At 45.4% G+C, this 14,405-nt stretch carries 14 protein-coding genes; 3 read left to right on the forward strand and 11 right to left on the reverse strand.

Annotated elements, in window-relative coordinates; genetic code table 11:
• Positions 1 to 81 precede the first annotated feature (81 nt).
• Positions 82 to 2,196, reverse strand: a complete 2,115-nt coding sequence (gene fadJ, locus LNL84_RS10725) for a fatty acid oxidation complex subunit alpha FadJ (protein WP_244357239.1) — start codon at positions 2,194 to 2,196, stop codon at positions 82 to 84.
• Positions 2,196 to 3,518 (reverse strand): acetyl-CoA C-acyltransferase FadI, encoded by a 1,323-nt coding sequence (gene fadI, locus LNL84_RS10730; RefSeq protein WP_244357240.1) that lies wholly within the window; start codon positions 3,516 to 3,518, stop codon positions 2,196 to 2,198. The genes fadJ and fadI overlap by 1 nt, the downstream gene beginning before the upstream one ends.
• A gap of 511 nt (positions 3,519 to 4,029) precedes the next feature.
• On the opposite strand from fadI, the gene LNL84_RS10735 reads away from it, so the two are divergent.
• From LNL84_RS10735 to LNL84_RS10745, 3 genes are all read left to right on the forward strand, one after another.
• Positions 4,030 to 4,614: a sigma-70 family RNA polymerase sigma factor gene (locus tag LNL84_RS10735; protein WP_244357241.1), complete on the forward strand. Its 585-nt coding sequence runs from the start codon at positions 4,030 to 4,032 to the stop codon at positions 4,612 to 4,614.
• Entirely contained in the window at positions 4,607 to 5,326 is a 720-nt protein-coding gene (locus LNL84_RS10740; protein WP_244357242.1) for a DUF3379 domain-containing protein, read from the forward strand. Before LNL84_RS10735 ends, LNL84_RS10740 begins: the two co-directional genes overlap by 8 nt.
• A gap of 259 nt (positions 5,327 to 5,585) precedes the next feature.
• Positions 5,586 to 6,872, forward strand: coding sequence for an outer membrane protein transport protein (locus tag LNL84_RS10745; RefSeq protein ID WP_244357243.1), 1,287 nt, complete (start codon positions 5,586 to 5,588; stop codon positions 6,870 to 6,872).
• 96 nt (positions 6,873 to 6,968) lie between these two features.
• On the opposite strand, the gene LNL84_RS10750 is transcribed toward LNL84_RS10745, so the two are convergent.
• The 9 genes from LNL84_RS10750 to ccmB form a co-directional block, all read right to left on the reverse strand.
• Positions 6,969 to 7,793, reverse strand: coding sequence for an MlaA family lipoprotein (locus tag LNL84_RS10750; RefSeq protein ID WP_425244302.1), 825 nt, complete (start codon positions 7,791 to 7,793; stop codon positions 6,969 to 6,971).
• A 193-nt stretch (positions 7,794 to 7,986) separates the two neighbouring features.
• The gene (gene ccmI, locus LNL84_RS10755) at positions 7,987 to 9,201 is read right to left on the reverse strand and encodes a c-type cytochrome biogenesis protein CcmI (RefSeq protein WP_244357245.1); all 1,215 of its coding nucleotides are present in this window, start codon (positions 9,199 to 9,201) and stop codon (positions 7,987 to 7,989) included.
• The gene (locus LNL84_RS10760; protein WP_244357246.1) at positions 9,198 to 9,689 is read right to left on the reverse strand and encodes a cytochrome c-type biogenesis protein; all 492 of its coding nucleotides are present in this window, start codon (positions 9,687 to 9,689) and stop codon (positions 9,198 to 9,200) included. Before LNL84_RS10760 ends, ccmI begins: the two co-directional genes overlap by 4 nt.
• On the reverse strand, positions 9,686 to 10,240 hold the full coding sequence (locus LNL84_RS10765) for a DsbE family thiol:disulfide interchange protein (protein WP_244357247.1): 555 nt from the start codon (positions 10,238 to 10,240) through the stop codon (positions 9,686 to 9,688). Before LNL84_RS10765 ends, LNL84_RS10760 begins: the two co-directional genes overlap by 4 nt.
• The gene (locus LNL84_RS10770) at positions 10,237 to 12,201 is read right to left on the reverse strand and encodes a heme lyase CcmF/NrfE family subunit (RefSeq protein WP_244357248.1); all 1,965 of its coding nucleotides are present in this window, start codon (positions 12,199 to 12,201) and stop codon (positions 10,237 to 10,239) included. The genes LNL84_RS10765 and LNL84_RS10770 overlap by 4 nt, the downstream gene beginning before the upstream one ends.
• Positions 12,198 to 12,683 carry a cytochrome c maturation protein CcmE gene (gene ccmE, locus LNL84_RS10775; protein WP_244357249.1) on the reverse strand — a complete coding sequence of 162 codons (486 nt, stop codon included), beginning with the start codon at positions 12,681 to 12,683 and terminating at the stop codon, positions 12,198 to 12,200. The genes LNL84_RS10770 and ccmE overlap by 4 nt, the downstream gene beginning before the upstream one ends.
• The gene (ccmD, locus tag LNL84_RS10780; RefSeq protein ID WP_244357250.1) at positions 12,680 to 12,886 is read right to left on the reverse strand and encodes a heme exporter protein CcmD; all 207 of its coding nucleotides are present in this window, start codon (positions 12,884 to 12,886) and stop codon (positions 12,680 to 12,682) included. Before ccmD ends, ccmE begins: the two co-directional genes overlap by 4 nt.
• A 2-nt stretch (positions 12,887 to 12,888) precedes the next feature.
• A complete protein-coding gene (locus LNL84_RS10785) occupies positions 12,889 to 13,641 on the reverse strand; it encodes a heme ABC transporter permease (protein WP_244357251.1) in 753 nt (250 codons plus the stop codon).
• A gap of 94 nt (positions 13,642 to 13,735) precedes the next feature.
• Positions 13,736 to 14,404 (reverse strand): heme exporter protein CcmB, encoded by a 669-nt coding sequence (ccmB, locus tag LNL84_RS10790; protein ID WP_244357252.1) that lies wholly within the window; start codon positions 14,402 to 14,404, stop codon positions 13,736 to 13,738.
• Position 14,405: the final 1 nt, after the last annotated feature.

Below are 14,405 nucleotides of genomic sequence, written 5' to 3' on the forward strand. Positions count from 1 at the left end.
TCTTGAACTAGACTAGGCCTTTTTATTAATGCAAGTAACGCAATAGCGTGTTATCGATACTGCATGCTAGTGATGTATGACTTAATAAAACGTTTCGCCAAGCCCTGCACGAGTTAATAGGCCATCACACGGTGCGAATCTGTCACCGTATTTTTCGGCGTGTTCATTCATTAGCTTAACAACATTTTCTAGCCCCAGTGCATCTAAATAGCGGAAAGGGCCTCCTAAGAACGGAGGGAAGCCTATACCAAAGATGGCGCCAATATCACCATCTCTTGGTGAACGAATAATGCCCTCGTCTAAGCAGCGCACCGCTTCATTAAGCATGGGTAGTACGCATCGAATAGCGAGGTCTTTTTCTGCCATCTTCGCCTCAGGCTTCAAACCAAGCAAGCTGTACACCGATCGATCAACGCTCTTTTTCTTGCCCTTATAACTGTAAAAACCTTTGCCCACTTTCCGGCCTTTACGTCCATCATTCAGTAATGTGTCAAACACATCTGGCCCCTGGAAACGTGGCCCTAATTCTTCAACCAGGATAGGCATTATCTTAGCGCCAATGTCGACTCCGACCTCATCAAGTAAGGTGATTGGCCCGACAGGGAAGCCAAAGTTAAGCAGTGCGTTATCAAGTGCTTCAATTGGCTCGTTCGAAAGCAGAACATTAGCCGCTTCATTCATATATGGCGCTAAGATTCGATTCACATAAAACCCAGCACAATCTTTAACGACGATCGCTGTTTTGCCTTGTTTGCGCGCAAACTTAACCGCTGTGGCGATGGTTTCATCTGATGTCTTGTCATGAGGGATCACTTCAACCAGCGGCATTTTGTCGGCAGGACTAAAGTAGTGCAGGCCAACAATGTTTTCAGGTCGCTGTGCTTTCTCGGCAATTTGATGAATCGGTAAAGAAGATGTATTTGTTGCAAAAATCGTCGTTGGTTTAGCGTATTGCTCGACGTCAGCGACCATTTTCTGCTTCAAAGAAAGATCTTCAAAAACGGCTTCAATGACGATGTCGGCGTGTTTAAATCCAGTGTGATCTGTACCACCGGAGATTTGCAACATCTTGCTCTCTAGCCCCGCTTTACTAATGATTCGACGCTTACGCTGCTTTTCAAACAACTTATAATTGTAGTTCATCGCATTGAGCACACCGTCATTAGAGACATCTTTGATCCGTACCGGAACCTTAGCTTTAGCAACGGACACATGAGTAATACCAGCGCCCATCAATCCGCCACCCAGTACAATGGCACTGCCAATGCCTTTAGGCTCAGCAGAGCTCCCCGACTCTTTTTTCATCTCAGTCGTTGCAAAGAAAATAGAACGTAACGATTTCGATTCAGAAGTCATCACCAACTGCCCGAAGCGCTCAGCTTCGTATTCGAGTCCACGCGCCATTCCCTTTTCTAAGCCAACGCGAATAACGTCAAGAATCGCATCTGCGGCAGGGTAATTGCCACGTGTTTTGGCATGAGTTTTCTTTTGCGCCTGCTCAAATACCATTTTGCGACCGAGCCCAGTACCGGACATCAGAACTTCTTTCTTCGACAGTTTTTTCGCTTTTCTCGCTTTACCTTTATCTAAAAACTTCTTAGCAACGTCCAATAAGATAGTTTGCGGTACGCTAGCATCCACAACGCCGAGCTTCTTCGCTTTCTTCGCTCTATGTTGCTTACCCGTCAGTATCAAATCTAGCGAAGGCAATAAACCGATTAATCGTGGTAAACGTTGCGTTCCACCTGAACCCGGTAGCAAACCAAGCTGAACTTCAGGTAGGCCAAGTCGAGTCGCATCAGAATCACTGCATACACGGTAATCACAAGCCAATGCTAATTCTAAGCCTCCCCCCAAACACGGGCCGTGAATGGCCGCGACCACGGGAAACGGCAGATCCGATAGCTGCTGGAACATTCTTTGCCCTTCGGCTGCCAGATTCTGCGCTTCAGAAGCGGATGTACACGCATCTAGCATCCGCACGTCAGCACCAGCGATAAAATTATCTGGTTTTAGAGAATGAACAATAAGACCTTTCAGATCACTCTTTTGTTCTTCGAGTTGGGCGAAGACCTCTTTCATCTCGTCAGCAAAGGCTGCTTGCAGCGTATTCATTTTCTCGTTTGGTACATCAATACCCAACCACGCAACGTTGTCAGAATCAATCGTCAGGTAAAATGCTTTGTCATCACTCATTATTCGACCTCCAAAATCATTGCTGCACCTAGCCCGCCTGCGGCACACGCTGTGTTAAGCGCAAGCCCTCCACCACGACGTGCTAATTCGTTTAGTGTTTGAGTAATCATTCGTGCGCCGGTTGCAGCAAATGGGTGACCGTAGGCAATCGAGCCTCCCAACACATTGAATTTATCCATATCAATTTCACCAATCGCCGAAGAGCGATTGAGTTTTTCTTTGGCAAATTTTTCGCTGGCAAACATTTTTACGTTCGATAACGCTTGTGCCGCGAATGCCTCGTGCATATCGATAAGCGTAAGGTCGGACAGTGAAACCCCAGCTCGGTCAAGCGCCATTGGTGTGGCATAAGAGGGGCCCATGAGCATGTCTTTCTCGACACCGATAGCTGAAAATGCGTACGAACGAATATAGCCTTTGATTTCTAGACCTAATTCTTTAGCTCTGCCTTCCCTCATGAGCATAATAGCCGCGCCACCATCAGTGAGAGGCGTTGCATTCGCAGCCGTAACACTGCCGTATTGACGATCAAAGGCTGGCCTTAACTTTGCGTAACCTTCCAAGGTTGAATCATGTCTTACGTTGTTGTCTTCATCTAATGACTTTTTGTAAGGTGCAGGAAAAGCAGTCATGACTTCATCACGAACCTTACCGTCTTTCCACGCTTGAGATGCCAACGTATGAGAACGGTGAGCCAGTGCATCTTGTTCCTCGCGGCTAATTCCATGGGTTTTTGCCATCTGCTCCGCCGTTTGCCCCATAGAAAGCCCAGTCGAATACTCCGCGACCGCCGGAGGAACAGGCATGAGATCTTTAATAGAAAGCTGTTTGAGGATCTTAAGTTTTTGACCCACAGTTTTGGTTTTACTCAGGGCAAGTAGATTCGCCGCCAGTTTCTTAGATACACCGATAGGTAAAACAGAAGACGAATCCGCTCCACCGGCAATCCCCACATCGATGGTGCCCGCCATAATACTTTCACAAACGTTTGCCGCAGCCTGGAAACTGGTTGCACAAGCGCGAGTCACACTGTAAGCGTCCGTACCGATGTTCATACCGGTGCCCAACACAATTTCTCTCGCAATATTAGGCGCTTCGGGCATCTGAACCACTTGTCCAAAGACCACTTGATCAATCAATTTTGGGTCAATGTCGGTTCGCGCCATCATTTCTGCTACCACCATTTTTCCCAAATCAACTGCCGGTACTTGGCTAAATTCGGTACTTTGTCTTGCAAATGGTGTTCGTAATCCTGCAACCACGGCTATCCGTTCGCCGTTGCGTGTAGTAAGGCTGATCTTCCTCGGGTTCTGTTTGCCCATGTTATCTCCTTTGACATAGAGGTCAGACCACATCATTGTAACGAAGTTGTTAATAAAATTAAACAACTGTTTAATGAAAATTAGCGCTACTATTGGAGGATTAGATAACAAGATGCGAAATCAATGACATTACAGCTTGAGATAACACACTATATTGAATTAAAATCAAAAGCTTACGCTAAATTTTTAAGGCTAGATTTGATGAGAAATATATCAACGCCAACCGAAAAAGTTGAAGACAGATTAAATCGAGGCAAAAAAAAACCACACAAATCTGTGTGGTTGGAATGTATAAAGCAATTAACTTGCGCCAATTGAAATTAATCAGTTTCCTGATTAGGAGAAAGTAAAGTCAGCCTTCAAAAGGAAGTGTCGTCTTGCTCAACATGCTACACCACAAAAGTGTAACGAGACGACAAGGTGTACTATAACGCGTCCAAAAACCCAAATTTTGAACTAGATCAATGTTGAGTGACTTACTGAATTCCAAATCAACAAAAAGCGAACTTATATGGTCAACACGGAGGCTTCTGTGTCGCTAATTAAAAATATCGGAAAGAAATTTTCTAAACGTCCGGTCAACTCTCACATGGACAAACAAAGAAAATACGAAGCACTTGTTCGTGCTTACCACAGAGACCTGTTTCGCTATGCGTTTTGGCTTTGTAAAGACAAAGCGATAGCTGAAGATTTGGTACAGGAGACTTGTCTTCGAGCATGGAAGTCATTGGACAGTCTGCTTGATGAAAAGGCGGCTAAGTCATGGTTAATAACCATATTAAGAAGGGAGAATGCGAGACGTTTTGAGCGCAAGCAGTTCGATCTGGTTGATATAGATGACTATGGTAATGACGCCAAAGTATCCGATGACGCGCACCATCAACAAGAATGGCTTCATACTCAAATTATGAGCTTGGATGTCGAGTATCGGGAGCCACTATTCCTGCAAGTTGTTGGCGGATTTAGCGGCGAAGAAATCGGCGAGATATTAAGTTTAAACAAGAACACTGTGATGACCAGACTGTTTAGAGCCCGTAACCAGCTCAAAGAAGCACTCGAGTCGGCAGACGCACCAAGGGGGCATAAAAATGGATGAATTAGAATTCCGTCGTCGCATAATGTCAGATCCCAAATCTCGAGATCCGCAATTACAGAGCGCGATTCAATCCGACGAGGCCAATGCTAAGTTCGCCGAAGAGATTCTTGCCTTTGACGATAAACTAGAACGTGCCATGAAGATCGATGTACCTGACGATCTGGCCGATAAAATCCTATTCCAACAATCCGGGCAGAGTAATGTTGTAAAAGTTAACTTTACCAAACGGGCACTCGCTACCGCTGCATCCATTGCTTTTGCATTTGGCCTGGTGGTTGGTCAGGTGAATTGGGGCAATATTCTAGTCACTCCAGCGCAAGCGACATTATCTGATACCGCAATTAAACACGTAGTTAATGAGATGAGCTTTATCGAGACACTTGATGAAGCTGTGACGATGAATCAAATCAACGCAAAATTACTGCCTTTTGCTCACCAGTTAACAACGCAGTTTCCCTATCATGTTTACTATCTAAATCACTGTGGTTTTGGCGATTCAAACGCCATGCACATGGTTTTTCAAGGTAGTAAGGGCAAGGTCACACTTTTCATCACTCCTGAATTGTCAGAAAGTGTTACAGAGTTTGACAAGGATGGGCTGTCTGGCGTTGTTGTACCAATGGGTGATTCCAGTGTCATTCTTGTCGGCGAGTTGAATGAGGACTTCTCTGCCATTATCAATAGCATTGATAAGATCATCGATAAAGCATAAACCTCTTTAAAAATGGCTTTATTTTCGTAATAAAGCCATTTTTATTTATGCAGCAGCATTAATAGAGTACCAACTCTAAAAAATACCAAAATCAATACTTTTCCTGTCAGATGGTCGTCATTTATATACTTTTTCCATTATTTTAGTAACTGGTCTGATTTCTATTCTCTATAGTAGTGCTTAGGATCAGCCCCGAATTGAGTGATTGCTCAATTTACTAACGCCCATTAGAGGCGAATTTCAATAAGGAAATGTATAAATGAAAAGCACGCGTCTGTTTAAAAAAACGCTCTTAGCAGTAACCGTTTCATCTCTCTCTCTTGCTTCGTACCAAGTTTCGGCAGCCGGATTCCAGCTCAACGCTCAATCTGCTACAGGCTTAGGCCGCGCATTTGCCGGTGACGCTGTAATCGCAGATAACGCTTCTGTAATGGCGCGTAACGCTGCAGCGATGTCTTTGTTCGACACGCACCAGTTCTCTGGTGGTTTGAATGTCATTAGCTCTGAAATCAACGTTAAGGACATCGGTGGTGCAGGCGCTCCTCCAAATGGACTTCAAGAGCCGAACGCCACCAACAAAGCCGATTCTCCAGTTCCAAATATCTATTATGTTCACCGCTTGAATGATCAATGGGCTCTAGGCGCTGGTATCTACTCAAACTTTGGTACAAACAATGAGTTCGATAGCTCGTTTGGTGATACTAACCTTGCCAAAGTATTTGGCGGCACGACTAAAATCGAAAGTATCAATTACGCACTGGCTGCTTCTTATCGCTTAAATGAGCAATGGAGCTTTGGTGCTGGCCTAGATATTATTTCTGGTGCAGGTGAGTTAAAACGCGAGACCTCACCAGGCACTCCTGGTTTTGGCCAGACTACCGCTCTGAATGTTGACGCTAGTGGTATTGGTCTAGGTTTTAATCTTGGTACAGTTTTTGAGTTAAACCAAAACAACCGTTTTGGTCTGGCATATCACTATAGCCCAGAGATTGAAGCTGACGGTACAGTATTTGCTGATGCTGGGATTGCGTTAGGGGATCCAAACTTCTCAGGCGTAAACGCGGTTGCTGGTGATAAATTAAAACTAGCACTACCGAGCATGCTAGAGTTTTCCGGTTACCATATGATTCAAGATACCAAGTTCGCTGTTCACTACAGCCTACAGTGGATCGGTTGGAGTGTCTTCGATCAGTTGGAAACTACCGGTGGAACAGTACTTAAAGATTATGAATGGAAAGATGGCTACCATGCTGCTATCGGCGGTACATACTACCTAAACGACGCTTGGACACTGCGTGCGGGCTACATGTACGATACAGCGGCGCAAGACCAGCTAACCTCGATTTCTGTACCAGACTCTGATCGACAATGGTTCTCGGCAGGTGTTGGTTACAGCTTCGAGAAGCATCACACAGTAGACTTTGGTTTTACTTACCTAATGGGTAAAGACGTTGCAGTAACTGAGACTTCTGGTCCTTTGACACTAACAGCGACTACAAAAGCGAACGCTATCCTGGCAGGTATTCAATACAGCTACAGCTTCTAAGCTAACCTAGCAAATATTTGCTTAATTGATAAAGGGCTGAATTTCAGCCCTTTTTGCTTTTTCCAAACCACCAAATTTCGCAATGTTGCAACTTTACTAATCAAACCCTTCTTCGAGATATTCGTCTAAATAAGCCTCTTCATCGGCATCGATTTCTTCACTTGCTACTTCTGCATTGTAGTCTTGCCTTTGAAGATAAACCTCACGGGTTAACGCATAGGGATCAGGTGAGTTCTCTAAGGTCACTTCCTGAGGTACCACTAACGCGCGTTTCTCCATACCTTCTAGCGCCCATTTGCCAAAGCTTGCCCAAAAACTAAGGTAAGAGATAGGTGGATACAAGCCATCTACAAAATCCGCCCCCTCTCGAACGACTATCGGCCCATAAGCAGGAAGCATGATGTACGCGCCTTTTCCTGTACCGTAATGGCCAAGGGCATCACCAAACTCTTTTTTACTGCGCTTTTCGATACCGGCATAGGTGGCGATATCAATGAAGCCAAGTAGGCCAAGAGTACTATTAAGCCAAAATCTGTTGAAATGATCCAACGCGACGCCGCCATTGCCCATGACCGCGTTGTTCACCATACTGAACGGCTCGTCTAGGTTGGCTAAAAAGTTGCGTACCCCTAGTCGCAAGGGATCCGGAGTGTAATTCACATAGGCCAAAGACACAGGACGAACTAAGTAAGGGTCGAGATAATCGTAATTGAGTGTCCACATAGCTCGGTTAAAGCTTTCGAATGGATCGTTAGGGTGTGATTCTGCTTGAGGCGTGTTTGCCTGTGCCACTTCGCTCGAACTGGCTGAGTTGCGTGAGGGTTCTTCACCACTAGGGTTATCGGCGGGCGCCGATGAACAACCTGTCACAAATACGAAGGATATAAGAAGGGTAAAAATCGAGCGATTTCTACCGTACAATGCTAAATGCATAACCTCATCCATAAGTTACACAATCAGGCCGAGTTACTAGTTTTATCCCTTAATTCATACGCCAATTAAGGGTAAGCCTTTGATTGTTATGATCACCACTAAGGGTAAGTATACAACCAAGCCTGTATACTCGCTAGCATTCGCTTGGTTGTTAACAATAAAGGCTTACTATTGAGAAACCTTAGTATTGACTATTAATGCTTAACTCAACAGGTTCACCAAGCTCGACCGCCTGGCTCTCACCATACCAATCTCCGCTTTTGGTCGATACGTTTCCGTCGCTATCGATGCGGGCACGTACGATTAATTCTGACAGATCAGATAGTTTTTGTCCTTGCATCATACTGTTATTGTCATCTAATACCACAGTACGCGGAAAGCTACCCAGTGGGTATCGAGCTGCAGCGACTGGCATCGGCGAGCCGTCGGCTCGGTGCACTGAAACAATCAATGCTGAATTTTCAGGAGCTTGAACTTGATCAGCAAGACTGATAGTGACGCGTACAGATTTGCTTTGATCCATCGCTTCACCCATACGACTTTGAGCACTTTGAATACTGCGGCCCAACATCTCATAGCGACTATCTTCTGGACCAATCATTTCACGCATAATGGACCAATAGCGCACCGCTGCTGGGAAGTCTTGACGCTCGAATGCATCAAACGCCAGCAACGAGAACACTCTAAGATCGACATAATCGTCTTGAAGTAATCCCGTGAGTATACGACGAGCGTTATTCTGGTCCATTTCATCTTGCGACATCATCAGCGACTGAGCGTAACCTAATCTCACATCAGCGCTGTCAGACTCAAGCCTATAAGCATTTTCCATCGCATCAATAGCTGTAGATACATCTCTGTTTGCCAAAGCAATGCGGCCAAGTAGCAGCCAGCCTGTTGAGTCGTCTGGTTGGTAATGCAAGCGAGTACGTAGCGCCAAAGTTAAATCACGCATTTCGTCGTCACTAAGTGGCTCGGCTTGCCCTGACATCAATTTCTTTGAAAGCTCAGGTAAGTTTTCTGATACCTCTTGCCAGTGAGAGACCTTATCCGCAGCACCAAATTTTGCGTACAGGCTATAAGACATGACCACAATCAACGCCACTGAAGGAATTAACACCGCCATCGGCGAAATGCTGTCTTTCTTGGTGTGAGTGTCCTCTGGAATATCATCAAGCAGCGATTGTTTTAGATCGGCAATCAGTTCTTGCTGACTGTCGACCAAGCCTTCGTCTGCTTCAACTTGAAGCTCAGAAAGGCGGTCTTTATAAAACGCTTTATTGAGCTCATCACGCAGCTGTTCATCATTAATGGTTTTTTTACGCTTGAGTGGCAGAGCGATTAAAAAACACGCCACTACTGTGAGTACAACAGTCGAAACCCAAAATAATGTCATGACTCTTTATCTCCAGTCTTTGTATCATCAAGTAACGCTTTTAGCTTCGCTTCTTTTTCGTCATTCCAATCCGACGAATCAGCGTCCCCCTTCGGGCTTGTTTTACTGCGGCGACTGCGGGCAAAGATGATCCCAAAACCAACTAAGATGACACTGATTGGGCCTAGCCACAGTACTGATGTCGCAACAGTCAGAGGTGGGTTATAGGTAACAAAGTTGCCGTAGCGAGCAATCATATAATCTACAATCTCCTGCTTAGACTTGCCCTCTTTTGTCATCTCATAGACTTTTTGTCTTAAGTCTTGAGCAAGCTCTGCGTTGGAGTCACCAATCGTATTGTTTTGGCACTTAGGACAACGCAAAGTATTGCTTAAATCTTTAAACTGCTGCTCCTGCTCTAGGTTTTCAAATTCATGCACCTCAATGGCGGCATTTGCTGTAAACCCAATAGCTAGCGAGACGAGCAGGGCTGATATCCATTTCATCATAACTTGGCATCCCCTAGCATTTTTTGATATTTAGGCTGTAGTGTATCGGCCCAGTTTCTTGCATTAACATCACCCACATGGCGATATTGAACAACACCATTAGCATCAATAAGAAAGGTCTCTGGGGCGCCATAAACACCGAGATCCAAACCTAACATCCCATTACCATCAAACAAATTGATCAAATAAGGGTCGCCAAGCTCGTTGAGCCATTGAACCGCCTTTTTGCGATCATCTTTATAGTTCAACCCAATGATCTTGACACCATTGCTTGCCAGTTCATTCAAATATTGATGCTCGGCATAGCAAGTTGGACACCAAGTTGCCCAAACATTAAGAAGCAACGGCTCCCCCTTAAAAATATCCTGATCGTACAACTTGCCTTCTTCAATCAGGTCTTCAAGGCGAAACTCAGGTACTTGCTTACCAATCAATACTGATTCGAGCTTGGTCGGATCATCACCAGCAGAGTTCTTCCCCAGCTGGACGGCAAACACCGCGACAAGAACCAGAAACGCTACCAGAGGAACAAATAAAATCTTCTTATTCATGAGTTTGACTCCTCTTTGTTAGCTGAGCTTCTGAAACGGTAACGCTTGTCACTAATCGAAATAATACCGCCGATAGACATCAACAGCGCCCCCAGCCAAATCCAACGAACAAACGGCTTGTAGTAAATACGTATGGCCCATGCATCACCATCATCAAGACGCTCGCCCATAGCGATATACAAGTCACGTGTAATACCACGATCAATTGCTGCCTCTGTCATCATTGATTTCGCGGTGCGGTAGAATCGCTTCTCTGCGTGTAGCGTATTGATGTACTTACCGTCCTTCGTGATTTCGAAGTCTGCGATATAACCGTCGTAGTTTGGTCCATCACGATCTCGTAAACCAGAGAAGTAAAAATCGTAGTCTTCTATCTGGTAATGTTCACCCGGTGCCAACCTAACATCACGCTCAATGCTGTAGTTCTGCACCATCGCAATACCTATAACTGTAACAGCCAATCCGATATGAGCTGTCATCATCGCCCAATGACTGCGCTGAAGCTTGGTAATGCCCGTAAAAAACGAATGTCTGTGAGTCGCACGTTCGTACAGCTCGAAACAGTGCATCGTGATGATCCAAATAGCCATCACCCAGCCGAGGAATGCAAGGCCAGTAAAGAATTCCGACAACAGGCTTACAAATACGCCTGCTAATACAAGTGAAACCACACCTGATACGATCATCGGTTTAACAAGCGTTGAAAGCTTGTCGCGTTTCCAACGAATCAAGGGGCCTATACCAATCAAGAAGGAAAATGGCACCATCAACCAGGTAAACAACATATTAAAGAATGGTGCTCCGATCGATACTGAGCCTAAGCCGATTTGCTTATGGACCAATGGCAATAATGTGCCGACGAGAACCACAGCAAGAGCCGCCATCAATAGGATGTTGTTAGTGAGCAAAGCATTTTCACGAGAGATGAGATCAAACTTACCTCGTACTCTTACCGATGACCCTTTCAATGCAAACAGTAGCAACGAACCACCGATAACAAAGACTAAGAAGCCAAGGATGAACATGCCGCGGGACGGATCTGAAGCAAAAGCGTGAACCGACACCAAAATACCGGAGCGAACTAAGAAAGTACCCAGTAAGCTTAGTGAAAATGCAGATATCGCCAGAAGTACAGTCCATGCTTTGAACGTACCGCGCTTTTCGGTAACCGCGAGCGAGTGCATGAGTGCCGTACCCGCTAGCCAAGGCATGAATGACGCATTTTCTACTGGATCCCAGAACCACCAGCCACCCCAGCCAAGTTCGTAATACGCCCACCAAGAGCCTAGTGCGATCCCCAAGGTAAGGAAAACCCAAGCTGCGATGGTCCAAGGTCGAGACCAGCGAGCCCATGCGGTATCGAGTCGACCTGTCATCAATGATGCAATGGCGAAAGAAAACGCAACAGAAAACCCTACATAACCCATGTAAAGCATTGGAGGGTGAATGATCAAACCCGGGTCTTGTAGTAGAGGGTTAAGGTCACGCCCATCAACTGGGAAAAACGGTAATGTTCTCAAAAACGGGTTAGATGTCACGATGATAAACAGCAAAAATCCGACCGTGATAAGCCCCATAACCGCAAGTACACGAGCAACAGATTCTTGAGGCATACCACGGCTGAATGTCGCGACGGCGACTGTCCAAGCGGCTTGAATCAGCACCCAAAGAAGCAATGAACCTTCGTGAGCCCCCCAAACGGCCGTCAGCCTGTAATACCAAGGAAGCTGTGTGTTGGAGTTATTCGCAACGTACTCAAGCGTAAAATCGTTGGTATAAAACGCCCAAAGGAGAATTAGAAAAGACATAAGCATCAATAAGAACATCCCCCACGAAAGTGGGCGGGCAGTACTCATTAGCATGGTATTGTTTCGTGAGGCACCCACTAAAGGCAGGATACTCAATAACACGGCCAACCCTAACGAAACAATCAGAGCAAAATGGCCTATTTCAGCAATCATTGACCGCTTCCTTGTGTTTGTTCTGTCGAATATTGAAGCGGCTCGTGCGTTTTCTTCATGGCTTCGGCAACTTCAGAAGGCATATATTCTTCGTCATGCTTAGCAAGGACTTCAAAAGCTTCAATCGTTGTAGCGTCGGTTAGGACACCCTGAGCAACGATGCCTTGTCCCTCTCTAAACAGGTCTGGCAAAATACCATCATAAACAATGGTCACTTTCGGACCGACATCGGCAAGATCAAAACTAACACGTAATGATTGCGGGTCGCGGCGTACCGAGCCTTCGACCACCATACCACCAATACGTAGGCGTTGTCCTACTTCAGGCTTAGCGCCATCTTGCTTGCCATAAACCAATTCCGTTGGCGTATAGAACAAATCCATGTTTTGATTGAGTGCATAAAGGATAAGACCAATCGTTGCGCTCACACCGATAAAAATGGCTAGGATGACACCAAGCCTTTTCTTACGCCTAGGGTTCATAGTGTGTTCTCCATATTTTTTGCTGCTTCAATTCGAGCCTGTCTGTCCACTTTGGCCTGAACTTCCTTCAATAACTTTTTGCCACGCGACACACTTGATACCAGTAATATCAGCATCGATAAAAAGGTGATACCAAACGCTCCCCATACATAGGCCGCATAACCCCCCATTGCCAGGAAATCGCCAAACGATTCAAAATGCATGTTTAGTTCCCCTTATTTAGTTGCTTAGCAGCCAATTCGATAACCCATGGTCTGTGACCTTCTTTACTAATGATTTCGTTACGCAACCGTACCAACGTCAGTGCACCAAAGAAAAACGCGAAACCAAAAATATTTAATAACAAAGGCCAAAGCATGTCGCTTGAAATTGACGGTGCGTCAAATTTAGTGATCGTCGCGCCTTGATGAAGAGTGTTCCACCATTCAACAGAAAAGTGAATGATTGGTAAGTTAATCACACCAACAATAGCCAAAATCCCCGCCGCTTTCGCCGCCGTTTTCTGATCATCAAACGCGTGATAAAGGGCAATAACACCAAGATATAAGAAAAGAAGAATGAGCTCAGAGGTTAATCTCGCATCCCACACCCACCAAGCACCCCACATAGGTTTGCCCCATACCGCTCCAGTCAATAGGGCAATAAAGGTAAAAACGGCGCCAATAGGAGCCATGGCCAATGCGGCTAAGCTCGACAACCGGATTTGCCAAACAAGCCCGATGAATGCTGCAATCGCCATAGACATATAAGCACCCATTGACCAGATGGCCGATGGTACGTGTATGTATATGATTCGGAAGCTATCGCCTTGTTGATAATCCGACGGGGCAAAGGCTAGCCCCCATGTGGTACCAATAGCCAGACACGCTAATGCAAGTAAAGAAAACCAAGGCAACAAGCGACCACACAACTGATAGGTGGTCTCTGCTTTTGCATAAGGATGGAGCCATTTCCACATGTTAGTACTCACTCTGTATTCAACATTGTTCAATTTAACTAAGTCCTATGACCTAGCATTTAGCTAGTCACGCCAACTTTTATGTTATTTATTATTAGTTTACGCTAACCCGCAATGCTGCTGATATCGCAAACGGTGTTAGCGTCATTGCTCCTGCCAACATCGCACCTAACAGGGCCAACTGACCGTTATACGTAACACCAAGGGATGCCGCATCAATTGCAGACGTTGCAAAAATCAAAATAGGGATATACAACGGCAGCACGAGTAGGCTCAGCAGCACCCCGCCCTTTTGTAACCCTACTGTAAGAGCAACGCCAATTGCCCCCACAAAACTCAACGTTGGTGTTCCAACCAACAAGGTCAACACAACAGCAAACCAAGTATCAAAATTTAGCGATAATAGTATTGCCAATAAAGGACTGATCAAGATTAATGGTAACCCCGTCAATATCCAGTGAGCAATAATCTTTGACATGACCACCAATTGCAGCGGGATGGGCATTAGCATCATTTGCTCTAGAGAACCGTCTTGGAAGTCATCACGAAACAATCGTTCCAGTGACAAAAGTGCCGCTAGCAACGCCGCCACCCATACAATTCCCGCAGAAATTCTCGCCAATAAATTCGGATCAGGACCAATGCTTAAAGGAAATAGCGTGATGACGATAATGAAAAACCACAGTGGATTGAATATATCCGCTTGGCGGCGAAAGGCAATCAAAAGCTCTCTACGAATGATGGTCGTCATAGATGCGATCATT

The organism is Vibrio gelatinilyticus (assembly GCF_022836845.1).
Taxonomy (GTDB): Bacteria; Pseudomonadota; Gammaproteobacteria; order Enterobacterales; family Vibrionaceae; genus Vibrio; species Vibrio gelatinilyticus.

Excerpts from the sequence above, each read along its gene's own strand:
- fadJ (WP_244357239.1), bottom strand. The coding sequence starts at position 2,196 with ATGAGTGATGACAAAGCATTTTACCTGACGATTGATTCTGACAACGTT.
- fadI (WP_244357240.1), bottom strand. The coding sequence starts at position 3,518 with ATGGGCAAACAGAACCCGAGGAAGATCAGCCTTACTACACGCAACGGC.
- LNL84_RS10735 (WP_244357241.1), top strand. The coding sequence starts at position 4,030 with ATGGTCAACACGGAGGCTTCTGTGTCGCTAATTAAAAATATCGGAAAG.
- LNL84_RS10740 (WP_244357242.1), top strand. The coding sequence starts at position 4,607 with ATGGATGAATTAGAATTCCGTCGTCGCATAATGTCAGATCCCAAATCT.
- LNL84_RS10745 (WP_244357243.1), top strand. The coding sequence starts at position 5,586 with ATGAAAAGCACGCGTCTGTTTAAAAAAACGCTCTTAGCAGTAACCGTT.
- ccmI (WP_244357245.1), bottom strand. The coding sequence starts at position 9,201 with ATGACATTATTTTGGGTTTCGACTGTTGTACTCACAGTAGTGGCGTGT.
- LNL84_RS10760 (WP_244357246.1), bottom strand. The coding sequence starts at position 9,689 with ATGATGAAATGGATATCAGCCCTGCTCGTCTCGCTAGCTATTGGGTTT.
- LNL84_RS10765 (WP_244357247.1), bottom strand. The coding sequence starts at position 10,240 with ATGAATAAGAAGATTTTATTTGTTCCTCTGGTAGCGTTTCTGGTTCTT.
- LNL84_RS10770 (WP_244357248.1), bottom strand. The coding sequence starts at position 12,201 with ATGATTGCTGAAATAGGCCATTTTGCTCTGATTGTTTCGTTAGGGTTG.
- ccmE (WP_244357249.1), bottom strand. The coding sequence starts at position 12,683 with ATGAACCCTAGGCGTAAGAAAAGGCTTGGTGTCATCCTAGCCATTTTT.
- ccmD (WP_244357250.1), bottom strand. The coding sequence starts at position 12,886 with ATGCATTTTGAATCGTTTGGCGATTTCCTGGCAATGGGGGGTTATGCG.
- LNL84_RS10785 (WP_244357251.1), bottom strand. The coding sequence starts at position 13,641 with ATGTGGAAATGGCTCCATCCTTATGCAAAAGCAGAGACCACCTATCAG.
- ccmB (WP_244357252.1), bottom strand. The coding sequence starts at position 14,404 with ATGATCGCATCTATGACGACCATCATTCGTAGAGAGCTTTTGATTGCC.